Raw genomic sequence first — 24,768 nt, 5'->3', positions numbered from 1 at the left:
CTGTCGCGGCAGGTTAGGAGCGCAAGGTCGACCGATCATGGCGTCGCTTTCCAAGGGCGGCGCAAAGGCGGTGGAGGTTCGGTGCAGCGATTAGGCGGTGACGATCCGCCCGTCCACCACCACCACCGGCCAGGGCGACAGCTTCGCCCCGACGCACGGTCCGCCGACGCAGGCGCCGGTCTGCGGCTCGAACAGGGCCCCATGCCAGGAGCAGGCGATCAGGCCGCCGTCCGGGGTCAGGTACTGGTCCAGGACCTGGGCCAGCGGCAGGCCGGCGTGCGGGCAGCGGTCGACATAGCCGAACGCCCGCCCGCCGCGCCGCACGACGAAGCCGTGGAAGCGCTTGCCGCCGATGCTCAGGACGTAGTTTCGCGCGCCGGGGTCGGGGATCTGGTCGAGCGGGCCCAGCCTCACCCCCGCGGGGGTGGTCCAGACCCGCTCGACCAAGACCTCCGACCCGTCGCTCAAGCTTCGGCGACCGTCTGTTCGATGGCCCCGAAGATCGTGTGGCCCTTGGCGTCGCGCATCTCGATGCGGACGGTGTCGCCGGCCTTCAGGAACGGCGTCTTGGGATGGCCGGTCTGCAGGGTCTCGATCGTGCGCAGCTCGGCCAGGCAGGAATAGCCCAGGCCGCCCTCGCCGACCGGCTTGCCCGGACCGCCGTCGGCGTCGCGGTTGCTGACCGTGCCGGAGCCGACGATGGTTCCGGCCGCCAGCGACCGGGTCTTGGCGGCGTGAGCCACCAGGGTTCCGAAATCGAAGGTCATGTCGATCCCGGCGTCGGCCCGGCCGAATTCCTGGCCGTTCAGCTCGACCAGCAGCGCCCCCGACAGCCTGCCGTCCTTCCAGGCCTCGCCCAGGGCGTCGACCGAGACGGCGGCCGGCGAAAAGGCGCTGGCCGGTTTGGACTGCACGAAGCCGAAGCCCTTGGCCAGTTCGGCCGGGATCAGGGCCCGCAGCGAGACGTCGTTGACCAGCATCACCAGGCGGATCGCCGCCAGGGCCTCGTCGCGGCTGGCCCCGCGCGGCACGTCGCCGGTGACCACGGCCACCTCGCCCTCCAGGTCGCAGCCCCAGGCGGGGTCGGCCAGCGGGATGGCGTCGCGCGGGCCCAGGAAGCCGTCCGACGCCCCCTGGTACATCAGCGGATCGGTCCAGAAGCTCTGCGGCATCTCGGCCCCGCGGGCCTGGCGCACCAGCTGGACGTGGTTCACATAGGCGCTGCCGTCGACCCACTGATAGGCGCGCGGCAGCGGGCTGGCGGCCTCGTGCTCGTGGAACCGCTCCTGGGGCACGCCGCCGACCTCGAGGCTGGCGGCCAGGGCCCGCAGCATCGGCTCGCAACGCTCCCAGTCGTCGAGGGCGGCTTGCAGGGTCGGGGCGATCGTTCCGGCGTCGGTGAACCAGGCCAGGTCGTTGGAGACCACCACCAGCCGGCCGTCGCGGCCGCCCTTCAGAGACGCGAGCTTCATGGGCGCTTCCTCTTTGTTTCGTTGTTCTTAAGGCAGGCGGGCCTTGGGAAAGCCCGTCCAGCACGCGTCATAGTCGGCCTGAAGCGCGGAAGTCTCCAGCGCGAACTTCGTCGGCCGGATCACCCAGCGGCTTTCGAACATGAAGGCCAGGGTGTCTTCGATCCTGTGCGGCTTCAGATCGGCCGCGCTGGCGGCCTGGTGGCTGGCCAGGTCGGGGCCGTGATCGCTCATGGCGTTGTGCAGCGAGGCCCCGCCCGGACTGAAGCCGCCGGCCTTGGCGTCATAGGTCCCGGTGACCAGTCCCATGAACTCGCTCATCACGTTGCGGTGGAACCAGGGCGGACGGAAGGTGTGCTCGGCCACCATCCAGCGCGGCGGGAAGATCACGAAATCGACATTGGCCGTGCCGGCCGTCTCGCCGGGCGCGGTCAGCACGGTGAAGATCGACGGATCGGGATGGTCGAAGCTGACGGTGTTGATGGTGTTGAACCGCGCCAGGTCGTAGCGGTAGGGGGCGAGGTTGCCATGCCAGGCGACGACGTCGAGCGGGCTGTGGTCCCAGGTGGCCATCCACAGGCCGCCCTGGAACTTCTGGATCACCTCGGTCGGCCGCTCGACGTCCTCGAAGGCGGCGGTCGGGCTCTCGAAGTCGCGGGCGTTGGCCAGGCCGTTCGCGCCGATCGGCCCCAGCTCCGGCAGGCGGAAGGCCTGGCCGTAATTTTCGCAGACATAGCCGCGGGCCGGGCCGGACAGCTCGACCCGGAAGCGCACGCCGCGCGGGATCACCGCGATCTGGCCGGGGCCGATATCGATCAGCCCCAGCTCGGTGACCAGCCGCAGCGCGCCCTGCTGCGGCACGATCAGCAGCTCGCCGTCGGCGTTCTGGAACACCCGGTCGATCATCGAGCGGTTGGCCAGGTAGAGGTGGACGGCCATGCCCGCCTGGGTGCTCACGTCGCCATTGCCGCCGATCGTCACCAGGCCGTCGACGAAGTCGACCGGTTCGGGCGGGACCTCCAGCGGGTCCCAGCGCAGGCGGTTGGGGGTGGGCGCGGCGGCGGCGAACGGCCCGCTTTGCAGGCGCTCTTGGAGGTAGGGCGCATAGGGCCCGTGGCCGGCGCTGGGCCGCAGGCGGTAGAGCCAGCTCCTGCGGTTCTCGTGTCGCGGCGCGGTGAAGGCCGTGCCCGACAGCTGCTCGGCATAGAGCCCGAACGCCGGCCGCTGCGGCGAGTTCTGCCCCACCGGCAGGGCCCTGGCGACGGCCTCGGTCGCGAAGTGGTTGCCGAAGCCGGACTGGTACTGGAGGTCCATGGTTGGGTCCTGGATCGTCGCCAATGCAGAGGAGCCGCCCTCGTCCTTCGACAAGCTCAGGATGAGGGCTACCTCAGATGTCGCAGTAAACACCTCATCCTGAGCTTGTCGCCAAGACAACCTTTGGGGGACGAGGTGTGGTCCCTAGGCCTCGACCGTGATCACCCCGCGGCGGATCTGGTCCAGCTCGATGCTCTCGAACAGGGCCTGGAAGTTGCCGTTGCCGAAGCCTTCGTTGCCCTTGCGCTGGATGATCTCGAAGAAGATCGGCCCGAACAGGTTCTCGGTGAAGATCTGCAGCAGGAGGCCCTCCTCGCCGACCTTGCCGTCGAGCAGGATGCGGTTCTTGCGCAGCCGCTCGACGTCCTCGCCGTGGCCGGGCACGCGCTTGTCGATCAGCTCGTAATAGGTCTCGATGGTGTCCTGCAGCTTGACGCCCCGGGCCCGCAGCCTCTCGACGGTGTCGTAGATGTCGGCCGTGGTCAGGGCCAGGTGCTGGATGCCCTCGCCGTTGTACTGGCGGATGAACTCCTCGATCTGGCTCTGGTCGTCCTGGCTCTCGTTGAGCGGGATGCGGATGGCCTTGTCGGGGGCGATCATCGCCTGGCTGAACAGGCCGGTGGCCTGGCCCTTGATGTCGAAATACTTCTGCTCCTCGAAGCCGAAGACGTCGCGGTAGAAGCGCGACCAGGTGCGCATCTGGCCCCGGCGGACATTGTGGGTCAGGTGGTCGAGCAGGTCGAGGCCGACGCTGTTGGCGGCCTCGGCCTCCGCCGCGCCCGGCACGGCGTCCCAGGCGTCGTAGACCGCGCCCTCGCCCGCGACCAGGTACAGCATCGAGCCGCCGATGCCCTCCAGCACCTTGGCGCCCCGGCCCAGCACGGTCGGGCCGGGGTCGGCGGCCACGGCTCCGCGCTTGATGGCCTCGGCATAGGCCTGCTCGACATCGTCGACCCGGAAGGCCATGCCGTTGGCCGAGGGGCCGTGGGCGGCGCGGAACTCGGCGGCCTGGCCGGCGGGCTCCTCATTGACCAGCAGGTTGATGCGGCCCTGCTTGTAGCGGGTCACGGCCTTGGTCGGATGGGTGCTGGCCGGCACGAAGCCCAGCTGCTCGAACAGCGCCTTCATGGCCGCCGGGTCGGGACTGGTGAACTCGACGAACTCGAAGCCGTGGAGGCCGAGGGGGTTTTCGGTCGTGATCGTCATGGGATGGCTCCAGCGACGCGATCTAGAAGAAAGGTGGTGCGCCCTCGTCCTTCGACAAGCTCAGGATGAGGGCGAATGCCGAGGCGGGTCCCCGTTACACAGCCAGGGCGGCCGGCAGGGCGGCGATCAGGCGGTCGTTGTCGGCCGGGCGGCCGATGGTGATCCGCACCCAGCCGCCGGGCACGGGCGTGGGCCGGACGATAAGCCCTTCGCGCAACAGACGCGCGGCGGTCGCTTCGGCGCCGGCGGGGCTGCGCAGGAAGACGAAATTGGCGGCGCTGGCGGTGCGCTCGACGCCCAGGACGTCCAGGGCCGTCTCGACCCGGCCGCGCTCGGCGATCGTCAGGGCCACGGTGCGGGCCAGGTGCTCCTGGTCGTCCCAGGCGGCCAGGGCGGCGGCCTGGCTGAGGGCGGTGACGTTGAACAGCGGCCGCAGGCGGTCCAGATAGCCGACCAGCTGGGCCGACGAGCAGATCCCGTAGCCGACCCGCAGGCCGGCCAGGCCATAGGCCTTGGAGAAGGTGCGGCCAGACACCCAGGTCCCGCCCCAGGCCTTCAGCAGGTCCAGGGTGTCGAAGGCGTCGTGATATTCGCGATAGGCCTCGTCGACCAGGACCACGGTCGAGCGCGGGGTGACGGCCAGGATCTCGCCCAGGTCGACGCCGGAGAGCGCATTGCCGGTCGGGTTGTTGGGCGTGCACAGCACTATCAGCTTGGGGCCCTTGGCCGCCTCGCGCTTGAAGGCCTCGACGTCGAGGTCGAAGCCCGGCCGCCGCGGCACGTCGATGAACCGGGCCTCGGCGCAGCGGGCGAAGATCTCGTAGGCCGGGAAGGTCGGCGAGCTCAGCAGCACGCTGTCGCCCGGGTGCAGCACGGCGCGGAACAGGTAGTCGATCAGGGCCTCGGAGCCCGGGGTCATGACGATGCGGGCCGGATCGACCGCCAGCCGCGCGCCGATCGCCGCCCGCAGGGTCTCGCAATAGGGGTCGGGATAGATCTCGGGACTGGCCAGGGCGGCCAGCACGGCGTCGGCGACCCTGGGGCTGCAGCCCAGCAGGTTTTCGTTGCTGGCCAGCTTGGCGAGGTCAGTGCGGCCGGCCAGGCGTCCGGCCTGGGCCAGGGTCATGCCGGGCCGATAGGCGACGACGCCCTCCAGGGCCGGGCGGACCGGCGAGATCTCGGCGGGCGACAGGGACTTTTGATCGACAACCAGCATGCGCCGCGCTCCGCCTGAATGAACCGGGGCAGGTTAACGCGGAGTGGAAGGCATAACCTGGCGATTGTGACCATTTTTCCGGATATGAAGGTCATATTATGGCGAATTTTATCCACTTTCGTCACACTTCTTCTTCCCCCTTCCCCCTGGAGGGGGGAAGGGCCGGGGATGGGGTGGAAGCGTTTCAGGATGAATCGCAGGCGCAGAAGCTTTCGCCGGCGGCGGCCTCGGACCTGAAAGTCATCCACAGGCTCATCTTTTGGAGGGGGGAAGCGCTTCAGGATGAATCGCAGGCGCAGCAGCTTCCGCCGACGGCGCCACCCCCATCCCCAACCCTTCCCCCCTCCAGGGGGAAGGAAGCACGCTGGAGTTATCCACAGGGTGGCGCGGCGCCTAGAGACTTGACATGGCCCGGTCGCTGGCGTTCCGATCCGCCCGGGCTCAACTCAAGGCCGCATCCGAGGGAGCGGAGGCGGGCTTGCGCCAGGTGGAAATCAAAAGGGAGAAGACGATGGCCGGCAAGATGACCAACTGCCTGTGGTTCGACCGTGGCGAGGCGCGCAAGGCGGCGGAGTTCTATGCGAGCGTCTTCCCCGACAGCCATGTCGGCGCGGCCATGATCGCGCCCGGCGACTTCCCCGATGGCGTGGAAGGCTCGGAGTTGACGGTGGAGTTCACCGTGCTGGGCGCGCCGTTCCTGGGGCTCAACGGCGGCCCGACCTTCAAGCCCAACGAGGCGGTGTCGTTCGTGGTCGAGACCCAGGACCAGGCCGAGACCGACCGCTACTGGAACGCCATCGTCGACAACGGCGGCGCGGAGAGCGCCTGCGGCTGGTGCAAGGACCGCTGGGGCTTTTCCTGGCAGATCACCCCCCGCAAGCTGATCGAGGGGATCACCGATCCGGACAAGGCGGTCGCCAAGCGGGTGTTCGACGCGATGATGACCATGGGCAAGATCGACGTGGCCAAGATCGAGGCCGCACGGCGAGGCGAGGGCTGAGCGAATGGTCTCTGGCGTGGCCTGAGGTTGCGGCTCAACCTTAGGCCATATTTTGGTCGAACCAAGCCTCTTGATAGCTCGCGACGCATGCGAGAAAGGGGCGATTGTGAAGCATCGAATGCCCGTGGCGGGCCGGGAATGCGGCGCCTGCAGTGCGTGTTGTTTCGTTCCGCCGATCGATACGCCCGAGCTCCAGAAGCAATCGCTGACGGCTTGTCGAAGTTGCCTGCCTGGGGGCGGCTGCGGCGAGCATGCAACGCGGCCTTCCGTATGTCGCGAATGGTTTTGCGGTTGGCGGCTCCTGCCGATGCTTGACGACGGCTGGCGACCAGATCGCAGCGGGCTCCTGATCGTTTTCGACGAAGAGCACATCCCCCCTTCCTATGAGGAACGCGTGGGTCTGAAGTTCATTCTATTCGGTTCCCTGGCCGCGCTGCTGAACGTGAAGACGATGCAGTATCTCGCCGCCCTGATCCACGCGGAGGTGCCGGTCTTTCTGTCGGTTCCGGGCCCACCCGAGCATCACCTAGCGAAGGCGTTCCTGAACGACAGGCTGAAGGCCGCTGTCGAACGCCGGGATGGTGGGGAGATCGCGGCTCTGCTGACTGGAATTTACACCGGCCTTCGTCACGGTGAATTCGAGCCGGTGCGCCTTCTTCATGCGCGAGCCTCGGGCGGCGGCCTCAGACAAGGTCGCCACGGGTCGCTTCCGCGCCCTCCTGATGGTCCGGCAAGCAGATCGCCGCTCCGCGGCCAGTAAGATCCGGTGGCGCTCCAGGACACTGCGGCTTAGCTTCATTGCGATGAGAGATCGAGGCGCCGGTGATAAGGGAATTCCAGGAATCGCGGGTCTGGGTCGCGGCGAACCTCGTGGGCGTCGCGACGTTCCTCTGGCTGGCCTCTAGGACCTGGATCGAACCGGAACTCCGCGGCGAAGACGTGGCGGGCGGCGGCGACGCTGTTGTTTGGGTCGTTACGGCGATGCCGGTCCTCGCAGCGGTCTTCGCTCTGGATCTCATCTGGTGCGCCATGGTCTTCACCAAGGTGGCGAAAACACGGACTTGGCGCGCGCTGTCGCCCCTGGCCGCCATGGCCTTTCTCTGGCTCTGCGCGGTCCTCATCGACCTCGCCAAGCGGTAATGTTTCCCCGCCGCGTCCGCAGGCCGCCTGACGCCCCGCCCCTACTCCAAATACTCCAGCGGCAGCGCCGTGGCGTCCTTGATCGTCTCCAGCACGAAGCTGGAGCGGATGTCCTTGACCGCCGGCATCTTCAGCAGGCGCTTCATGGTGAAGTCGGCATAGGCGTCGAGATTGGGGGCCACCACCCGCAGCAGGTAGTCGTAGCCGCCGGTCATCGCGTGGCAGCCGACCACCAGGGGTTCGCGCAGGATCGCCTCCTTGAAGGCCTCGGCGGCGGTCTCGCTATGGCGGTCGACCTGGACCTCGACATAGGCCAGCAGGTCCAGCCGGGCCTTGCGGCGGTCGAGCAGCGCCACATAGCCGCTGATCAGGCCGCTGGCCTCCAGCGCCTTGACCCGCCGCAGGCAGGGGCTGGGCGACAGCCCCACCCGCTCGGCCAGTTCAACGTTCGTGACCCCGCTGTCCTGTTGCAGGATCTCCAGGATCTTCCGGTCGGCGCGGGTGAGCTTCATCGTGACCGTTCGGCGCTGAAGATTGGCAGGATGTGCCAAGCTAGCATGTTCACGCCCCTCGTGGCGCGGGACACAGCAAAACGCCCGGGGCTCTCACCCCGGGCGTCTCGTTTACGCTTACTGGTACGCCACTAAACTCTTGGAGACTTTCAGTTGGCCAGACGGCGCAGGAAGGACGGGATTTCCAGGTCCTCGCCGTCGTCGGCCTGCGGGGCGTCCAGCGGCTGCAGGGCCGGACGGGCCGAGCCGGTCTGGCGCTGCGGCTGGGCCGGCTGCTGCTCATAACGCTGCTGGCGGCCGCCGCCGAACAGGCTCATCCAGCCGCCCGACTTCTGGGTGCGGCGGTCTTCGTAGGTTTCGCTGTACAGCGGCTCGTCCTCGGGCTCGGCGACCATCGGGTCGACGATGCGGGTGACGCGCGGCGGGGCGGCGGCGATGCGGGGCTCGGGCGCGGCTTCCATCACCGGCGCTTCGAACTGCAGCTCCTGGGCCTCGGCGACCGGGGCGGGCTCCTCATAGGCCGGCTCCGGGGCGTAGGACGCGGTCGGGGCCGAGGCGGGGCGCTCGATCGGGCGCGGCTCGTAGCGCATGCCGGGGCGGGTGGCCTCGACCTGCGGCTGGGGGGCCGGCTGCGGGGCCGGGCGGGTCGGCTCGACCACCAGCGGCTGGGCCGTGGTGTTGCGCGACACCGACTTGGGCTCGATCTGGGCGATGGAGGCGCCGTCCATGCCGGTGGCGACCACCGACACGCGGATCACGCCGTCCAGCGACGGGTCGAAGGCGGCGCCGAAGATGATGTTGGCTTCCGGGTCGACCTGGTCGGAGATCGCGTTCGCCGCTTCATCGACTTCAAGAAGCGTCATGTCCATGCCGCCGGTGACGTTGACCAGCACGGCCTTGGCGCCCTTCAGCGAGACTTCGTCCAGCAGCGGGTTGGCGATCGCGTTCTGGGCGGCCATCAGGGCGCGGTCCTCGCCCGAGCCTTCGCCGGTGCCCATCATCGCCTTGCCCATCTCGGTCATCACCGTGCGGACGTCGGCGAAGTCGAGATTGATCAGGCCCGGCAGCACCATCAGGTCGGTGATCGAGCGGACGCCCGAGTGCAGCACCTGGTCGGCCATGCCGAAGGCCTCGGCGAAGGTGGTGCGCTCGTTGGCGACGCGGAACAGGTTCTGGTTGGGGATGACGATCAGGGTGTCGACATAGCGCTGCAGCTCGCCGATGCCGGCGTCGGCCAGGCGCATGCGGTGGCGGCCTTCGAAGTGGAAGGGCTTGGTGACCACGCCGACCGTCAGGATGCCGCGCTCGCGGGCGCACTTGGCGATGATCGGGGCCGCGCCGGTGCCGGTGCCGCCGCCCATGCCGGCGGTGATGAACACCATGTGCGCGCCGTCCAGGTGTTCGCCGATCTCCGGGAAGCTTTCCTCGGCGGCGCTCATGCCGACCTCGGGATGGGCGCCGGCGCCCAGGCCCTGGGTGACCTGCACGCCGAGCTGGATGCGACGGTCGGTCTTGGCGAACTGGAGCTGCTGCGCGTCGGTGTTGGCCACCACGAACTCAACACCTTCGAGGCCAGCCTCGATCATGTTGTTGACAGCATTGCCGCCAGCGCCACCAACGCCGAACACCACGATACGCGGCTTCAGTTCAGTGGTGCGCGGCGCGGAAAGAGAAATTGCCATGGGACCCTCGCGTCCTAAACGCCGAATTCGTCAACTACCGAGCGGAGCAACCGCCGGGAGTCATCTCGACGATCGGGTTAACAGAACAACCACCAACCTTAATCGGTGGTTAACTGCATAAGCTGAGTCGGCCTCGGGTCGATGCCGGCGGAGCGGAAAAAATCCAGTTATCCAAAGGAATCGCTTGGGATTCCTGGGGTTCGCGAACCTAGTCGACGACGTTGTGCGACGGAACGCCGCTGACCGAAAAAGGCTCGCGAAAGCCGGTTTTTACAGGGGATAAAACTAAGCCGTCAGGTGTTTCCGACACTTAGATCGTAAACAGTCATGCTTAAATTCTGTTAAGACTTTGAAGCTCTGCTTGGGGCCGCCGAAACAAGACAAAAATTTTCGTGGTCACAAAAATTTACAGTCGCGCTTCAGAAGCGTGACTGTCCCCTTCCCCGTCTCCTCGGCGAAGGCCCAGGTGAAACCCGCGAGCCGCTCAAGATGAATCTGGATCCCGGCCTTCGCCGGGAAGACGGCGCTGGGGACGAAGCGCCTCAGCGAGCAAACACGCCCAAAGTCATCCGCTCAAAGATTGTCGCGCAGCCAGGCGGCGGCCTTGGCGACCGGGCTGGCGTTGGGGTCCATCGGGCGCTTGCGGATCGCGGCGCCGGCCAGGGCCTTGGGCGAGACCACCTCGCGCGGGCCGAAGGCCGAGCGGTGCAGCACGCCGGCGGCGGCGCAGAAGGCCGGACCGGAGGCGGCGTCGGCCAGGTGCGGCACCCGGCGCGGACGGCCCAGGCGGACGGGACGGTCAAACACCCGCACGGCGACTTCACGGACCCCGGCCAGCTGGCTGGCCCCGCCGGTCAGGACGATGCCCGCCCCCGGCTCGACCGGCGCGCCCGAGGCCTTCAGCCGCTCGCGCAGCAGTTCCAGCGTCTCCTCGACGCGCGGCTGGATGATGCCCTTCAGCAGCGACCGCGGCGCGATCACCGGGCCGGCGCCCGGATCGTCGCCGCGCGGCGGGGCTTCGATCATCTCGCGGTCCTCGTTGGCCGAGGCGATGGCCGATCCGTGCAGGGTCTTGATGCGTTCGGCCCCGGCGACCGAGGTCTGCAGGCCGCGGGCGATGTCCTGGGTGACGTGCCCGCCGCCGACGGCCAGGCTGTCGACGTGGCACAGGGCGCCGTTGTTGAACACCGCCACCGAGGTCGAGCCGCCGCCCATGTCGATGCAGACCGCGCCCAGGTCCATCTCGTCCTCTTCCAGGGCCGCCAGGGCCGAGGCGAAGGGCGCGGCGACCACGCCCTCGAACGACAGGTGGGCCCGCTCGACGCAGTGGGCCAGGGTGTGGAAGACGTTCTCGTTGATCGAGACGACCAGCAGCTCCAGGCCCAGGGCCCGGCCGAACATGGCCCGCGGGTCGCGGATGCCCTTCTGGCCGTCCACCGACCAGGCGATCGGCAGCAGGTGGATCGGCTTGCGGCCGGGAATGCGGACTTGCGCCAGGGCCGAGGCGATCGCGCGCGACAGGTCGCCGTCGGCGATCGGCCGGGCGCCCAGCGACACCTGGGTGTGGACGCGGTGGCTGGCCAGCTGGCCGCCGGCCGTGCAGACGGAAACGCCCTGGACATTGACGCCGGCCACGGTCTCGGCCCGCTCGACGGCCTGGGCGATGGCCTGGGCGGCCTCGTCGAGATTGACGATCGCCCCGCCGCGCACGCCGCGCGACTGCACATAGCCGACGCCGGCCGTGGTCAGGGTGCGGTTGTCGCGGTGGATCCCGTCGGCCTTCATGATGAAGCAGGTGACCTTGGACGCGCCGAGGTCGACGGCCGCGACGGCCGGCTGGCGCACGAGCGTCGCCTTCAGGCCTTCACGGGCCTGTTTCCGGTCATCCAGTCGCGACATCGTTAAAGCCACCTCACGCCCATTGTTGATCTAAGCCCCGCCGGCCACGGGCTGCCCGGGCAGCGTCGCGTCGCGAGGCCTGACGGCCACCATCTCGGGATCGCGCAGGTCGATGCGCGCGAAGCCGAGATCGAGGATTCGTTGTCTTTGATCGAGCTGGTCCAATTGAATCAGCGCGGACTCTTCGTCAATGGCCGGCAGCTGGATCAGCGAACCATCTTTCAAACGCAGGTCCCAGCGGCGGTCGTCGACGCGCACCAGCGCCTCCAGGCGGTCACGCAGCCGGGGCCGGGCGTTGACGGCCGGCAGGATGGCGCCGGCGGCCTGGTCGGCCCCCTGCCCCACCACCAGCGGCAGTTGGGGGAAGCGCGCGGCGTCGGCCTCGCGGATGATCCGGCCCTCGCCGTCGATGACCCGCATGGCGCCCGAGTGCTGCCAGACGGCCAGGGCCGGGCGCTCCTCGACGGAGATCAGGACGGTGTCGGGCAGCAGGCGTACGACCTTGGCGGCCTTGACCCAGCCCACGCCTTCGACGCGGCTGCGCAGGTCGGCCAGGTCCAGGCCCAGGGTCGGCTGGTCGAGATAGAGCGCCGTGGCGTTCATGATGTCGGCCTTCGCCATCGGCGAGGCGCCCTCGATGGTCACGGTCTTCAGCTTGAAGCCCAGGTCGGCGAACTCGCCGTCGACGCCGCGCCCCAGGGCTGCGCCCAGGCGCTCGAGCCGATGGCCGGTGACGAGGGTGGCGACCAGGGCGGCGAGCAGGGCCGCGCCGGCCACGCCGACGGCCAGCCGCGGCGAAACGCCGACGCCATTGCGGGCGGCGTGCAGCTTCCCGGCCGGCGGCGCGTTGCGCGCGGCCGAGCGGGCCTTGTTCGGACTTGCGGGCGCTTCGGCCCGGGGGCGCGTCGGCTTACGCGGTCCCCCCCGCATGGCAGCGGGCATAAGCGTCCTCCACGATCCAGAACACCAAACGATCAAACGCGAAACCGGCGAGGTCCGCCTGCTCGGGAACGAGCGAAGTGGGTGTCATGCCGGGCTGCGTATTGACCTCCAGAAGGACCAGAAGGTCGTTAATGTCGTCATAACGAAAGTCGGATCGGGTCACACCCTGGCAACCAAGAAGGGTGTGGGCGCGCTCGGCCATGCGCATCGCCCGGTCCCTTGCCGCGTCCGGAATCGGGGCCGGATTCAGGTGGATCGAGCCGCCTTCCGCATACTTGGCGGCGTAGTCGTAGAAACCTGTGGACGAGCGGATCTCGGTCACTCCCAAAGCTCTCGGACCCGTTGTCCCGCTTAGGGTTGCAACCGAAAGCTCCAACCCCGGGATGTAGGGCTCGACCAGCACCTCCTCCCCGAAAGCCCAGTCCGGCGCGGCCACTTCGCGCGGCGGCCCGTTGGCGCCCTGGCGGACGATGAACACCCCCAGCGACGAGCCGCCGGCGTTGGGCTTGGCCACATAGGGCGGCTGCATCACATGGTCGCGGGCGACATCGTGGCGGTCGAACAGGCCGCCGCCGGGCACGGCCAGGCCGCCCGCCGCCAGCACGGCCTTGGCCCGGGCCTTGTCCATCGCCAGGGCCGAGGCCAGGACCCCCGAATGGGTGTAGGGCAGGCGCAGGGTCTCCAGCACCCCCTGCACGCAGCCGTCCTCGCCCCAGGCCCCGTGCAGGGCGTTGAACACCAGGTCCGGCGCCAGGGCGGCCAGGACCTGGGCGACGTCGCGGCCGGGATCGACCCGGCTGACCTTGGCCCCCAGCCGCTCCAGCGCCGCGGCGCAGGCCTCGCCGCTGACCAGGCTGACCTCGCGCTCGGGCGAAGGGCCGCCGAGCAGCACGGCGACGTGGCGGCCGGCCAAGGGCGCGGGATCGAGAGGCGCGGGATCGAGGGTGTGGGTCATGGCCCCTGCCCTAGCCCTCGCCGGTGCAGCAGCGACGGAGACCGCCTGGAATTTCAGCGCAGGGCCTTGGAGCGGAAGCTCAGCTCATCGCCGCGTTGAGCTTGTCCACGATGAAGTCGGTCTCGCCGTTCAGGGTCACCTCCGAGCCGTCGCCGAAGGCCACCACCGAATAGGCCTCGTCGTCATCGACCCGCAGCGACCGCACCGACTTGACGTGGTCGGGGTTGATGAAGAACGGCGTGTCGAAATCGACGTGCCTGAACCCGACAAGCTTGGCCATCACTGCATCCCCTGACTTCGAAACCCGGCCTAGGTCCCATTGGAACGCCATCGGCGGGCGATTGACAATGGCGCCGCTCGCCGCGGACGAGCGAAATGGGCGTCTGGAGCGTATTGATTTAGATCGACGCGCGCGCACTTCCTCCGTCTTCCCGGCGAAGGCCGGGACCCAGATTCATCCGGAGCGGCTCGTGGGTTTCACCTGGGCCCCGGCCTTCGCCGGGGAGACGGGTTTGAGAGACGCGATTCAATTTGAAGCAAACGGTCGTCTACTTCACCGCCTTGGCCTTGATCCCCAGCCGGGCCAGCTGGACCTGCAGGCTGTCGGGGCCGGTCAGGTGTCCCGCCCCGACGGCCACGAAGCTGACGCCCGAGCCGGCCAGCTTGGCCTTCAGCTGGCCGGCCCAGTCGCGGTTGCGGTCGACCAGCAGCAGCCGGTAGAGGTCGGGATAGTCGCCGCGCATCTCGTCGACCATCTGGCGCTTCAGTTCGCCCTGGTCGCCGGCCGCCCAGGCCTCGACCAGGGCGTCGATCTTGGCCGGCCCCTCGTCGATGTCGGACAGGGTGGAGTCCAGCAGCTCCCGCTCCTGCTCGGGGGTCATGTCGGCAAAGAAGCGGATCTGCTGCTCGGCGGTCTCGAAGGCCGAGATCGGCTTGCCGGCCGCCTTGGCCTGGGCGGTCAGCAGCTTCTCGACGCCGCTTTCGGGGTCGTAGCCGGCCCGTATCAGCGGGGTCAGCGACACCGTCAGGGCCGCCAGCCACGGCCGCATGGCGTCCAGGGCCTGGGGCGGAAAACCCATGCCCTGGGCGGCGGCCTGCAGCCGGCGATAGGAGTCCGGGCTGAGCCGGGCCGACAGCGGCTTGACCCGGTCGATGCCGTATTTGAGCATCAGGGGCTGCATCGCCGCCGGATTGTCGGGCTGCTCGATCTCCATCACCACGTCGCCGGCGGCGTCGAAGGCCCGGGCGACCTTGGCCGAGCGCCACTGGGTCTGCGGCTTGAGCACATGCACCGTGCCGAACAGGTAGATCGTCGAGTCGCGGTCCTTGATCGCCCACAGGCTGGGCTCGGCCAGGGCCGGGCCGCCCCCCAGGGCCAGCAGGGCCAGGAGGGCGAGGGCGCCGCGGCGCATGGCGTTCAGCAGAATCATCATGCCGCCGAGCATCCCGGTCCCGGCCGGCCGGAGCAAGGCGCCTCTCCGCCTACGATCCCGGGCGCAGGAAGCTTTCGATCTCGGCGGCGAAGGCGACCGGCTGGTCGAGCATGATGAAGTGCAGCGAACCGTCGATGCGCTTGACCTTGGCCGCCGTCATCGGGGCGTAGGCGCTGGTGTAGAGGGCGTCATAGGCCTCCTGCGGGGCGCCGGTCGCCGCGTCCCAGGGGTAGAGCATCACGGTCGGGGTCGTGATCGCCGCGATCTCGCCGCGCAGGTCGGTGGTCAGGTCGTCATAGAGGGCGCGGCCGCTCACCGACGGGTCGGAGGCGATGGCCGCGGCGGTGGCGGCCTTCAGGCCCTCGGGCGACTTGACCAGCCGGGCCAGGGTCCGGGTCTCGCCGGCCGCCCAGGCTTCGGGGGTCGACTTCTCGGCCATGTCGCGCAGGGCGGCGGCCTGGGGCTTCACCGTCTCGACGGTCGCCGCTGGCGAGAACACCACGGGATAGAAGGGCAGGCTGTCGACCACCATCAGCCGGCCGACGTCCTCCGGATGCTGGCGGGCCAGCATCAGCCCCATCAGCCCGCCCATCGAATGGCCGATCACCGCCGGGGCCTTCAGGTGGGCGGACCTGATGTAGCCGTCCAGGGCCTCGACGCTCGGCTGGATCACCGGCCCCTCGGCGTTGCCGCCGACGGGGGCGCCGGCGAAACCCGCCACCTGGATCACGTGCAGGCGGTAGCGGCCTTGCAGCTGAGCGACCGTGGCGTCCCAGACCGCGGCGGACGAGGCCAGGCCGGGGATCAGGATCACGTCCGGCCCCTGCCCGGTCACCGTGACGGTGAAGCGCGGCGCGGCGGCCGAGGGAACGGCGATCGGCGCGGCGGCCCAGGCCGGGTGGAAGACGGCGGCGGCGGCGAGGGCGGTGACGGCGCAGGCGAAGGCGGCGCGCGCCAGGATGGGGCGGACGGTCATGGAAATCTCCAAGGGTTTGGATTCAGGCGGACGACCGACCGGGGGTCAGGCTTCGTCCTGGAAGATGGTTTCGATCGGCAGGGCGAACAGGCGGGCGATCTTGAAGGCCAGCGGCAGGCTGGGGTCGTACTTGCCCGTCTCCAGGGCGTTGACGGTCTGGCGCGAGACCTCCAGCCGCTCGGCCAGGTCGGCCTGGCTCCAGTCGCGCTCGGCCCGCAGGACCTTGAGGCGGTTCTTCACCGGTACCTCCAGCGCACCAGCGGCTGGGCCAGGCCCATGGCCGCGCAGAAGATCGGGAACACCAGGTACAGCGGCAGGTGCGGCACGAGGTCGACGTTCTCCAGGAACCCCCAGGCGGTGCAGCCGGCCAGGGTGACGCCGATCCCCCACAGCATGGCCTGGACCAGCAGGGCGCGGACGAACTCGTCGGTCTCCTCGATCAGGTACAGGCCCATGATGGCGATCACCGCGATGATCGGCGCGGCCGGGGCGATGGCCAGGGCCCAGAGCAGCGGGCCGTGCGGGGCCTGATGCTTGATCAGCCAGACCGAGGCGAACAGCACCGCGACATAGGCGGCCATGGCGGGAAAGAACCGGGCCAGATAGCGCCTGGCGGCCGGGCTCATGGTCTTGGGTTGGCAGAACATGTCTTGCGCTTTCCGGGTCGGGCTCAGGATTGTTCGTTCAGCCAGGCGCCCACCGGGCGGACTAGCCGGCTGGCGGCCTTCAGGACGGCGGCGACCAGCAGGGCCGACAGCACCACGCCGCGGGCCGAGGGCGACAGGTTTGGCCCGCCGGCGCCTAGGAAGGCGGCGATGGCCAGGCCAAGGCTGGCCAGGGATGCGCCCAGCAGAGTGCGGGCGATAAGGTCTTCGCGGCTCAGGGCAGCGAATGGGTTTTGCATGACAAGCCTCCTCGTCGTTTTGACAAGGAAGCTTGTCTTACATCCGCACAGCTATGTCAAGCAAGCTTGTCAAACTATCAAGGAACAGCGACAGTCGGGGCGGCCGTCCGTCAGGCCGCCTGGGCCTGATCGTCGTCGTGCACGTGCACGGCCTTGCCGAGCGAAAGGCCCAGGGCCTGGGCCAGCCAGCCCTGGCCGCGGCCGTCGACGATGGTCCAGCCGTAGCGCGAGAAGCGGTCTTCGAAATCGGTCCAGCGGATCACCCGGCCGCGCTCGTCGCAACGCCAGATCGACTTGTCGCAACCGGGAATGGGCGCGGCCTTGCTCCAGATCGCGACGCGTCTGGCGTGGGTCGAAAACGGCCCGCCGAAGAGTTCGCTCAAGATCAAAGCCTCCGCCAAGTCGGCCCCGGGTGAGTCGCGCCGCTGACAGGGACAAACTAGCACTAGTGGAAGCTCGATTTGCGCCCCACCACATCTAGTGCGACCCCGTGACGCGCGACCGAATAGCCGATCACAGGTTCGTCGAACGACGGTCGGCGTCGAGGCGGATGACGAGGTCGGCGCGGGCCGGCATTTCGGCCGCGATATGCCGCGTCAACCGCTCGTAGTGCTGGACGAACTGCACCACCTCGGCATCGTCCATCGCCCGAGCGCCGGACGGGCCGGCGGCCGCCAGCCGGGCGCGCAGCTTGCGCTCCTGCTCCTGGCGCCAGGCCAGGACTGCGGCGAAGTCGGGGGCCAGGAACTGGACCAGCAGGTCGATGCGCGCGAACAGCGGCCGGTAGGGTCCGGCCAGGGCGGCGTTGACATGGGCCCGCCAGGTCCCGTCCGGGTCGCGCTCGCGCTCCAGGGCGTTGACCGGCGCGGCCAGGGCCTTATCCGGCTGCGGCCGCGCCCCGACGCACCAGCCCTCGAACAGCACCACGTCGACCGGCCCCTCGACCACCGGCCAGGACTCCGACGGGGCGCGGGTGTCGGCGGCCTTGTCGAAGCGGGGGATGGCCGTGCGGCCGGGGCCCGCCAGGCCGTCCAGCACCGCCAGCCCCAGGCCGACATCGTGCGTCCCCGGAACCCCGCGGGTGCGCAGCAGCGGATGGACGTCGCGGGCCAGGGCCTGGCGATCCTCGATCGGCAGGTAGAGGTCGTCGAGCGACAGGATGGCGACGCGCAGACCCCGCGCCTCCAGCAACCGACGCAGCACCAGCACCGCGGTCGACTTGCCGCAGCCCTGCGGCCCGCAGAGCCCGACCACGAAGGCCGGCCCCATGGCCACCGCCGCGATCCGCGCCGCCAGCGGGACATGCAAGCGCTCGACCTCAGCGGCGAAGCGCTCGGGCAAGGCTTCGTCGCGCAGCAAGGCGGCCAGCCAGTCGGGATCGGTCATGCAGCCCCCTTCCCTTCTCCCCTTGCGGGAGAAGGTGTCGGCGCAGCCGACGGATGAGGCGTCGCACGGCGCGGACGCCGCGGACAAGCCCCATGCGGACAGGTTTATCGACCCCTCATCCGACCCCGCTCCGCGGGGCCACCTTCTTCCGCAAGGGGAGAAGGAAGAGCTCACTGCACCCGCCGGACCTTGAACCCGCGGGCCTTCATCAGGGCCGGCAGGCCGTCGTCGCCGGCCATGTGCAAGGCGCCGACCGTGACCAGCTGGACGCCGGGCTTGGCCATTTCCTCGGTCAGGGTCGCGGCCCAGGTCGCGTTGCGGCGCTTGAGCAGGGCGTCGTAGAGGGCCGGCCGGTCGCGCCGCAGGCCGTCGACCACCCGCGGGCCCAGCCGGTCCATCCGCCCGCCGAGCCACGCCGACTGCAAGGCCACGCCGTGGCGCGGCGGCGACAGGGTCTCGGCGGCGACGTCGTCGAGATACTGCACCTCGACCGCCTCGGGCAGGTCGGCGAACAGCCGCACCTGCTGTTCCAGGGTCTCGAAGGCGGCGACCGGCTTGTCGGCGGCGCGGGCCTGGCGGGTGACGGCGGCGTCGGCCCCGGCCTGGACCGAGGCGCCCTGCTGGGTCATCGGCAGCACCGACAGCATCATCGCCGCCGCCCACGGCCGCAGACGGTCGACCCGGTCCAGCGACGCCCCGTCACGCTCCAGCGCCGCCCGCAGGGTCGCCACGGTGCGCGGCGGCAGCTTCTCGGTCAGGGAGCGGGCGGGGTCGACGCCATAGCGGTCGACCAGGGCCTGGACCTCGGCGGGATCGGCGTCGGCCCGGGTCTCGAACCAGACCTTGTCGGCCCGGGCATAGGCGCGGTCGAAGGCGCGGGTGCGCCATTTCACGCTCGGCTGCAGCACGTGCATCGCACCGAACAGATAGATGCGGGTGTCCTTGTCGCGGACCTCCCACATCGCCGGGGCGGCCTGGGCGAGGCCGGCCGCCAAGGCGCAGGCGAACGCGCAGGCAACGGCCAGCCCTCGACGACGCAGACCCGATCCCGACAAAGCCATCCCTCGACGCTGAAACACTGGCGTCCAGCCTACGAAGACAGCGGTTAACCGCGAAAGCCGCGCGGCGCGCGACCTATCGCCACGCCTTGAAGTGCTTGGACAGCTTCAGTCCCTGGCGCTGGTAGTGCGAGCCGCCCTCGCCATAGAGCCGCACCGGCCGGGCGGTCAGGGGCTCATAGACCAGCCGGGCCACGGTCTGACCGTCCTCCAGCAGGAACGGCGTCTCGTGGCTGCGCACCTCGAGCACCCCCTTGGAGCCGACCGCCCCGGCCTCCTCGGTGCCGAAGCCCGGGTCGAAGAAGCCGGCATAGTGGACGCGGAACTCGCCGACCGACGGATCGATCGGGGTCATCTCGGCCGCCTCCAGCACCGGAATCTCGATGTCGTCCTTGGAGGCCAGGATGTAGAACTCGCCGGGATCGAGCAGCAGTTCGCCGTGGCGGGTCTCCAGCGGCTCCCAGAAGTCGCGGGGATCGTGGCCGTCCTCGTGGTCGAGGTCGACGACCCCGGCGTGGCGGCGGCCGCGGAAGCCGACGACGCCGGTGGTCAGGTCGACGCCGACGCTCTTGATCGCCAGCTTGGCCGGCTGGCCGCGCTTGAGGCGCAGCTGGTTCAGCCGGGTGCCGGCCCGCACCAGCACCGAAAAGGTCTGCGGCGCGATCTCGATATAGAGCGGCCCCTCATAGCCGGCCTCGACGTCGTCGAAGGCCTTGCTGTGGTCGGTCAGCAGGCGGACAAACACGTCGACCCGGCCGGTCGAGCTCTTGGGATTGCCGCGGGCGGCGACATTGGCCGGCAGGGCCAGGCTTTCCTGCAGCTCGGCGATATAGACGCAGCCCTTCTCCAGCACCGCCCCCTTGGTCAGGTCGAGCTCGTGCATGGCCACGTCGCGCAGGCGGTCGGGCACGCGCCGGGCCAGGCCCGGCAGGAACGAGGCCCGCACCCGCCAGCACCGGGCGCCCAGGCGCAGGTCGAGGCTGGCCGGCTGCACCTGGTCGGTGTCGAACGGAGTCTGCGAGGTGATCGCCTCTTGCGCGATCAGCTCGTCGATGGATTGGCAGGGCAGAATCCCCGCGGCGTGGGCGTCGGTCATCGGGGCGACACTCGCTAAACCCGGCCCTGAAGGCAAGGCTTGCGGACGATCGGCCGGCCCGCCGGGCCCGCTTGTGACAATTCTAGTGTTGAAATCGGACTTGTCCGCCTTGACCCTGGGGCCGCTGAAACCCCTTATGCCGCCCGTTTCCAGCGTTGAAGGAGGGAACCGCCATGGCCGAGGATCCGAAGGACTGGGATATCGCCACCAAGCTGATCCGTGGCGGCCTGGCGCGCTCGCAATATATGGAGACAGCGGAAGCCCTCTACCTGACCCAGGGCTTCACCTATGACAGCGCCGAGGGCGCCGACCGCCGGTTCTCGGGCGAGGATCCCGGCTTCGTCTATTCGCGGTTCAACAATCCGACCGTCAAGATGTTCGAGGACCGCCTGGCCCTGCTCGAAGGGGCGGAGGTGTGCCGCGCCCAGGCGACCGGCATGGCCTCGATCCACGCCGCCCTGATGGGCCTGGTCCGGGCCGGCGACCACGTGGTGGCGGGCCGCGCCCTGTTCGGCTCGTGCCGCTGGCTGATCGCCGAGTGGCTGCCGCGCTTCGGGGTCGAGACGACCTTCGTCGACGCCACCGATCCCAAGGCCTGGGAGGCGGCGATCCGCCCCGGCACCAAGGCCGTGCTGATCGAGACCCCGTCCAACCCGGTGCTGGAGATCACCGACATCCGCGCGGTGGCGGAACTGGCCCACGCGGTCGGGGCCAAGGTCATCGTCGACAACGTCTTCGCCACGCCGATCTTCCAGCAGCCGCTGCAGCTGGGCGCCGACATCGTGGTCTATTCGGCCACCAAGCACATCGACGGCCAGGGCCGGGTGCTGGGCGGAGCGATCCTGACCAGCGAGGCGATCAACGAGGAGTTCTATCGCGACCCGCTGCGCCACACCGGCCCGTCGCTGTCGCCGTTCAACGCCTGGGTGCTGGTCAAGGGCCTGGAGACCCTGGACCTGCGCGTGCGCCGCCAGAACGACACCGCCGCGGCCCTGGCCGACGTGGTCGCCGAGCACAAGGCGGTCAAGCAGGTGCTCTACCCCTTCCGCGCCGACCATCCGGGCCACAACGTCGCCAGGTCGCAGATGAGCGGCGGCGGCACGGTGCTGGCCCTGGACCTGGGCTCGCGCGAGGCGGCGTTCAAGTTCCTCAACGCCCTGGAGATCGTCGACATCTCCAACAATCTGGGCGACGCCAAGTCGATGGCCACCCACCCGCCGACCACCACCCACCGCTCGGTGCCCGAGGAGATGCGGCCGTCGCTGGGCGTGGTCGAGGGCGGCGTGCGGCTGTCGGTGGGCCTCGAAAGCCTGGCGGACCTGACCCGAGACGTGACCCGTGCGCTCGATCAGGCGTGAGTCCTCCCCGCCGCTGAAGCGCATCCGCCGCCGGCGCGGGGCGGACGCCGGCATCTACGAGGCCCGCACCCGCGACATCGTCGTGCGGGTCTCGCCCGTCTACCTGCCCGACGAGTCCGCGCCGGAAGAGGGCCTGTGGCTGTGGGCCTACACCGTCGAGATCGAGAACCACGGCGTCGAGACCGTGCAACTGGTCGCCCGCCACTGGAAGGTCACCGACGCCCTCAACCGCAGCAACGAGGTCGAGGGCTCCGGCGTGGTCGGCGAGCAGCCCGAACTGCGCCCGCGCGAGGCCTTCCGCTATGTCAGCAACTGCCCGCTGCCCACGCCCTCGGGCGCCATGGTCGGCCGCTACCAGATGATGACCCAGGCCGGCGAAGTGTTCGACGCCGAGATCCCGGAGTTCTCGCTGCATCTGCCGGGAGCGACGCGGCGGGTGAATTGAGACCGGAGCGCCTTTAGACGTCCAGGAGACCGGGCGGCCAACTCTGGCCGAGAAGCTGGACGCCGCCCTCGGAAACCTCGAACGGCATGTCGAATTCGAACAGGGCCGCCACACTCCCATCGGGCGCCGTGATCAGGCAGCCGTCCAATGAGAAGAAACCGGGATACTTCCTCAACAGCTCCAAGCCGTCCGACAAAGTCATCAATGCGGCCGCGTCTTCATCGATCTGCCATCCCACGAACACGCTTAGCGCGGGAAGCCGAACGCTGGCGACGGATCGCAGCGCCGCGGACGCCTGGCTCGTCAAGTCAAACACCCTGGCCTGCGCCTTGGGCAGAGTCCTAACGGCGGCGACCAGCGTGTCCTGCGCGGCGTCCGAGAGCATTGAAAAGGCGAACGGAAAATCCGCCAGTTCTTCGATCAGCCGTTCACGCGCCTCGCGTCGCGCCCGACGGTTGGCGTGTTCGCGGAGTCGTGCGGCCGTCTTCTCTCGCATGGTCCAGATCATGCGAGACTTGATACCCGAAACGCACGGATGGCGTTAGCTTCACCCCGGAGAAGACCGCGCCTCAGCCCGCCGCCTCCGGCGCCAGCGCATAGACCCGCGAGCAGTATTCGCAGGTCACGTGGATCTTGCCGTCGGGTTCGACCATCTCGGCCTTTTCCTCGGGGGTGAAGGATTGCAGCACGGCGCTGATGCGGTCTTCCGAGCAGCGGCAGAAAGCGTGCAGCGGCTTTTCTTCGAGCAAGCGCACGCCGTCCTCGTTGAACAGCCGCCACAGCAGGGTGGTGGTCGGCACGGTCGGGTCGATCAGCTCGTCCTCGCCGGTGGTCTCGAACAGGGCTTGGACGTGGGTCCAGGCGTCCTGGGTCTCGCCGCGGCTCTCGTCGCCGGCGATGGCCTGGATCAGGATGCCGCCGGCCCGCCACTTGGGGCCTTCGCCGGCGTCGGCCTGGCCGACCGCGAGCCGCACCCGGGTCGGGGTCTGCTCGGACTGGGCGAAATACTGCTCGGCGCACAGGGCCAGGGTCTCGCCCTCGATCGGGGTGATGCCCTGGTAGCGGTCCATGTCCGGACCCTGGTCGACGGTCATCACGAAGGTGCCGCCGCCCAGCAGGGTGCGGGCCCCGGGGCGCACGAAGCCCTCCGAGGCCTTGGCGACCTCGTCCGGATCGAACCGGCAATAGCCGCGCAGAGCGCCGCTGGTGTCGTAGTCGACGACCACGTAGCGCACCGGCCCGTCGCCCTGGGCCTGGACGATCAGCCGGCCCTCGAACTTCAGGCTCGAGCCGACCAAGGCGGCCAGGGCGCAGGCCTCGCCCAGCAGGTTGGCGACCGGCTCGGGATAGTCGTGGCGGGTCAGCACCTCGTCGACCGCCGCGCCCAGGCGCACGGCGCGGCCACGCACGGGCAGGCCCTCGATCTGGAAGGCGGAGACGAGGTCGTCGTCGGCGGCGGCGAAGGCGGGATTGGCGGCGGTGTCGGTCATGGGGCGGTTAAATAGTCGCTCGCGGCGAAAATGCGAGCCCCTGGGCCGTTCGCCGGGGCGGAACGTGATTGTCATCGCCCGACGATTGACCGCGATTACAGCTCAAGGCTGTATGAGACCTTGACTGTCCCGGAGACCCCCATGCTGACACGCCGCCGTCTCGCCGCCTCGGCCCTGGCCCTGCCCTTCGCCTCGTCGTTGGCGTGCGCCGCCCGGGCCGATGCGCCACCGATCACGGCCGCGATCCGCCTGACCGACAATCGCGTGCTGATCGACGCCCTGCTCGACGGCAAGGGCCCCTATCCCTTCGTGATCGACACCGGGGCCGTCGTCAGCGGGGTGCGCGACCAGCTCGTCCAGCAATTGAAACTACGCAAGCTGCGCGACGTCTCCCTGAACGGCGGCAAGAGCTTTCCGCTCTATGCCGTGGACGACCTGGTCCTGGGCGGCGCGATCCGCCAGCAGGGCGTGGCCCTGTTCGGCCTGGCCGGAAACAATCTCGGCGGCGACGGCCTGCTGGCCGCCGGCCTGGTGACGACGTTCGACAGCGAGCTCGATTTCGAAGCCGGCCAGTGGCGGGTCTATCCGACCGGCGGGCCGGACCGCGCCGGCTACACGCGGCTGGCTTCGGAACTGCGCGACGAGCCCGGCGCGAACGGGTCCAGGCGCATCTTCGCCGACGTGGCGCTGGGCGAGGCGACGCTGCGGCCGGTGCTGGACACCGGCATGCCGTGGGTCCTGACCATGCCCCACGGCGACGGCCTCAGGCTGGGCCTGTGGAGCGACGACAGACCCTACGCGCCGGTGCGCCTGGCGGGCATAGCCGGCCCCGGCAAGTCGCCGGCGCGGCTGGTCCGGGCCTCGCGACTGAGGGTCGGCGAAGCGGACTACGCCGCCCCGCTGGTGGTGGTGCGGCCGCCCGACGCCGTCGGCGCCGCACCGGTGCTCGGCCTGCCCGTGCTACGCACCCTGAACCTGTCGATCGACCGCGCCGCCAAGGCCGTCTGGGTCAGGCGCAACGGCCTGGCGCCGACGGAAAGCCGCTATGGCGGTTCGGGCCTGTGGGTGGACGCCGAGGACGGCAAGGTCCGGGTCGCCGAGGTCGGCGCCGGCAGCCCGGCGACCAAGGCCGGCGTCCGGCCCGGCGACGTGATCGACGGCCTCTCCACCCTGCGCGAGGCGCTGGCGGTGCTCGGGGCTCCAATGGGAACCTCTGTGTCGCTGAAGCTGCGGCGTCCGGACGGACCAGCCACCGCCGATTTCACGCTGTCCGCCTATCTGTAGCCG

28 protein-coding genes and 1 pseudogene are annotated in these 24,768 nt (G+C 69.5%); 6 read left to right on the top strand and 23 right to left on the bottom strand.

Annotated features, from left to right (window positions below; translation table 11 throughout):
- Positions 1-90 precede the first annotated feature (90 nt).
- From ACIPQB_RS06585 to ACIPQB_RS06560, 6 genes and pseudogenes are all read right to left on the bottom strand, one after another.
- Positions 91-468 carry a Rieske (2Fe-2S) protein gene (locus ACIPQB_RS06585; protein ID WP_446484414.1) on the bottom strand — a complete coding sequence of 126 codons (378 nt, stop codon included), beginning with the start codon at positions 466-468 and terminating at the stop codon, positions 91-93.
- Positions 465-1,472: a fumarylacetoacetate hydrolase family protein gene (locus tag ACIPQB_RS06580; RefSeq protein WP_446484413.1), complete on the bottom strand. Its 1,008-nt coding sequence runs from the start codon at positions 1,470-1,472 to the stop codon at positions 465-467. Before ACIPQB_RS06580 ends, ACIPQB_RS06585 begins: the two co-directional genes overlap by 4 nt.
- A gap of 27 nt (positions 1,473-1,499) precedes the next feature.
- Positions 1,500-2,783 carry a homogentisate 1,2-dioxygenase gene (gene hmgA, locus ACIPQB_RS06575; protein ID WP_446484412.1) on the bottom strand — a complete coding sequence of 428 codons (1,284 nt, stop codon included), beginning with the start codon at positions 2,781-2,783 and terminating at the stop codon, positions 1,500-1,502.
- A 28-nt stretch (positions 2,784-2,811) separates the two neighbouring features.
- Positions 2,812-2,903, bottom strand: a pseudogene (locus ACIPQB_RS06570) (hypothetical protein); the annotation flags it as partial.
- A gap of 24 nt (positions 2,904-2,927) precedes the next feature.
- Positions 2,928-3,989, bottom strand: a complete 1,062-nt coding sequence (gene hppD / locus ACIPQB_RS06565) for a 4-hydroxyphenylpyruvate dioxygenase (RefSeq protein ID WP_446484411.1) — start codon at positions 3,987-3,989, stop codon at positions 2,928-2,930.
- A gap of 94 nt (positions 3,990-4,083) precedes the next feature.
- Complete coding sequence (locus tag ACIPQB_RS06560; RefSeq protein ID WP_446484410.1) at positions 4,084-5,205, bottom strand: pyridoxal phosphate-dependent aminotransferase; 1,122 nt, start codon at positions 5,203-5,205, stop codon at positions 4,084-4,086.
- Between the two features lie 511 nt (positions 5,206-5,716).
- Here ACIPQB_RS06560 and ACIPQB_RS06555 point away from each other — a divergent pair.
- The 3 genes from ACIPQB_RS06555 to ACIPQB_RS06545 all read left to right on the top strand — a co-directional run bounded on the left by ACIPQB_RS06555 (position 5,717) and on the right by ACIPQB_RS06545 (position 7,345).
- Entirely contained in the window at positions 5,717-6,205 is a 489-nt protein-coding gene (locus tag ACIPQB_RS06555; RefSeq protein ID WP_446484409.1) for a VOC family protein, read from the top strand.
- A gap of 307 nt (positions 6,206-6,512) precedes the next feature.
- A complete protein-coding gene (locus ACIPQB_RS06550; protein ID WP_446484408.1) occupies positions 6,513-6,965 on the top strand; it encodes a hypothetical protein in 453 nt (150 codons plus the stop codon).
- A 62-nt stretch (positions 6,966-7,027) separates the two neighbouring features.
- Positions 7,028-7,345, top strand: a complete 318-nt coding sequence (locus ACIPQB_RS06545) for a hypothetical protein (RefSeq protein ID WP_446484407.1) — start codon at positions 7,028-7,030, stop codon at positions 7,343-7,345.
- 41 nt (positions 7,346-7,386) lie between these two features.
- On the opposite strand, the gene ACIPQB_RS06540 is transcribed toward ACIPQB_RS06545, so the two are convergent.
- The 15 genes from ACIPQB_RS06540 to ACIPQB_RS06470 all read right to left on the bottom strand — a co-directional run bounded on the left by ACIPQB_RS06540 (position 7,387) and on the right by ACIPQB_RS06470 (position 20,188).
- A complete protein-coding gene (locus ACIPQB_RS06540) occupies positions 7,387-7,857 on the bottom strand; it encodes an Lrp/AsnC family transcriptional regulator (protein WP_446484406.1) in 471 nt (156 codons plus the stop codon).
- 149 nt (positions 7,858-8,006) lie between these two features.
- Entirely contained in the window at positions 8,007-9,539 is a 1,533-nt protein-coding gene (ftsZ, locus tag ACIPQB_RS06535; RefSeq protein ID WP_446484405.1) for a cell division protein FtsZ, read from the bottom strand.
- Between the two features lie 573 nt (positions 9,540-10,112).
- Positions 10,113-11,438, bottom strand: a complete 1,326-nt coding sequence (ftsA, locus tag ACIPQB_RS06530; protein ID WP_446484404.1) for a cell division protein FtsA — start codon at positions 11,436-11,438, stop codon at positions 10,113-10,115.
- Positions 11,439-11,468: 30 nt separating this feature from the next.
- A complete protein-coding gene (locus tag ACIPQB_RS06525) occupies positions 11,469-12,380 on the bottom strand; it encodes a cell division protein FtsQ/DivIB (RefSeq protein WP_446484403.1) in 912 nt (303 codons plus the stop codon).
- Positions 12,349-13,335: a D-alanine--D-alanine ligase gene (locus ACIPQB_RS06520; RefSeq protein WP_446484402.1), complete on the bottom strand. Its 987-nt coding sequence runs from the start codon at positions 13,333-13,335 to the stop codon at positions 12,349-12,351. The genes ACIPQB_RS06525 and ACIPQB_RS06520 overlap by 32 nt, the downstream gene beginning before the upstream one ends.
- Before the next feature lie 79 nt (positions 13,336-13,414).
- On the bottom strand, positions 13,415-13,615 hold the full coding sequence (locus tag ACIPQB_RS06515) for a hypothetical protein (protein WP_446484401.1): 201 nt from the start codon (positions 13,613-13,615) through the stop codon (positions 13,415-13,417).
- A 268-nt stretch (positions 13,616-13,883) separates the two neighbouring features.
- Entirely contained in the window at positions 13,884-14,768 is an 885-nt protein-coding gene (locus ACIPQB_RS06510; RefSeq protein ID WP_446484400.1) for a TraB/GumN family protein, read from the bottom strand.
- 49 nt (positions 14,769-14,817) lie between these two features.
- Positions 14,818-15,744: an alpha/beta fold hydrolase gene (locus tag ACIPQB_RS06505; protein ID WP_446484399.1), complete on the bottom strand. Its 927-nt coding sequence runs from the start codon at positions 15,742-15,744 to the stop codon at positions 14,818-14,820.
- A gap of 45 nt (positions 15,745-15,789) precedes the next feature.
- Positions 15,790-15,984, bottom strand: a complete 195-nt coding sequence (locus ACIPQB_RS06500) for a helix-turn-helix transcriptional regulator (RefSeq protein WP_446484398.1) — start codon at positions 15,982-15,984, stop codon at positions 15,790-15,792.
- A complete protein-coding gene (locus ACIPQB_RS06495) occupies positions 15,981-16,391 on the bottom strand; it encodes a hypothetical protein (RefSeq protein WP_446484397.1) in 411 nt (136 codons plus the stop codon). Before ACIPQB_RS06495 ends, ACIPQB_RS06500 begins: the two co-directional genes overlap by 4 nt.
- 23 nt (positions 16,392-16,414) lie before the next feature.
- The gene (locus tag ACIPQB_RS06490; RefSeq protein ID WP_446484396.1) at positions 16,415-16,648 is read right to left on the bottom strand and encodes a hypothetical protein; all 234 of its coding nucleotides are present in this window, start codon (positions 16,646-16,648) and stop codon (positions 16,415-16,417) included.
- Between the two features lie 110 nt (positions 16,649-16,758).
- Positions 16,759-17,031: a hypothetical protein gene (locus ACIPQB_RS06485; RefSeq protein ID WP_446484395.1), complete on the bottom strand. Its 273-nt coding sequence runs from the start codon at positions 17,029-17,031 to the stop codon at positions 16,759-16,761.
- Positions 17,032-17,161: 130 nt separating this feature from the next.
- Positions 17,162-18,034 carry a kinase gene (locus tag ACIPQB_RS06480; protein WP_446484394.1) on the bottom strand — a complete coding sequence of 291 codons (873 nt, stop codon included), beginning with the start codon at positions 18,032-18,034 and terminating at the stop codon, positions 17,162-17,164.
- Positions 18,035-18,204: 170 nt separating this feature from the next.
- Complete coding sequence (locus tag ACIPQB_RS06475; protein ID WP_446484393.1) at positions 18,205-19,089, bottom strand: TraB/GumN family protein; 885 nt, start codon at positions 19,087-19,089, stop codon at positions 18,205-18,207.
- A gap of 79 nt (positions 19,090-19,168) precedes the next feature.
- Entirely contained in the window at positions 19,169-20,188 is a 1,020-nt protein-coding gene (locus ACIPQB_RS06470) for a 2'-deoxycytidine 5'-triphosphate deaminase (RefSeq protein ID WP_446484392.1), read from the bottom strand.
- A 173-nt stretch (positions 20,189-20,361) separates the two neighbouring features.
- On the opposite strand from ACIPQB_RS06470, the gene metZ reads away from it, so the two are divergent.
- A complete protein-coding gene (metZ, locus tag ACIPQB_RS06465) occupies positions 20,362-21,546 on the top strand; it encodes an O-succinylhomoserine sulfhydrylase (protein ID WP_446484391.1) in 1,185 nt (394 codons plus the stop codon).
- On the top strand, positions 21,527-21,991 hold the full coding sequence (gene apaG, locus ACIPQB_RS06460; protein WP_446484390.1) for a Co2+/Mg2+ efflux protein ApaG: 465 nt from the start codon (positions 21,527-21,529) through the stop codon (positions 21,989-21,991). The genes metZ and apaG overlap by 20 nt, the downstream gene beginning before the upstream one ends.
- Before the next feature lie 13 nt (positions 21,992-22,004).
- Here apaG and ACIPQB_RS06455 read toward each other — a convergent pair whose 3' ends face one another.
- The gene (locus tag ACIPQB_RS06455; protein WP_446484389.1) at positions 22,005-22,499 is read right to left on the bottom strand and encodes a hypothetical protein; all 495 of its coding nucleotides are present in this window, start codon (positions 22,497-22,499) and stop codon (positions 22,005-22,007) included.
- Between the two features lie 61 nt (positions 22,500-22,560).
- The gene (locus ACIPQB_RS06450; protein ID WP_446484388.1) at positions 22,561-23,481 is read right to left on the bottom strand and encodes an Hsp33 family molecular chaperone; all 921 of its coding nucleotides are present in this window, start codon (positions 23,479-23,481) and stop codon (positions 22,561-22,563) included.
- A 141-nt stretch (positions 23,482-23,622) separates the two neighbouring features.
- Between ACIPQB_RS06450 and ACIPQB_RS06445 the strand changes: the two genes are divergently transcribed.
- Complete coding sequence (locus ACIPQB_RS06445) at positions 23,623-24,765, top strand: hypothetical protein (RefSeq protein ID WP_446484387.1); 1,143 nt, start codon at positions 23,623-23,625, stop codon at positions 24,763-24,765.
- The last annotated feature ends 3 nt before the right edge of the window (positions 24,766-24,768 follow it).

The sequence above is a fragment of the Caulobacter sp. LARHSG274 genome, from assembly GCF_052871235.1.
This window is presented reverse-complemented; position numbering and strand designations above follow the sequence as displayed.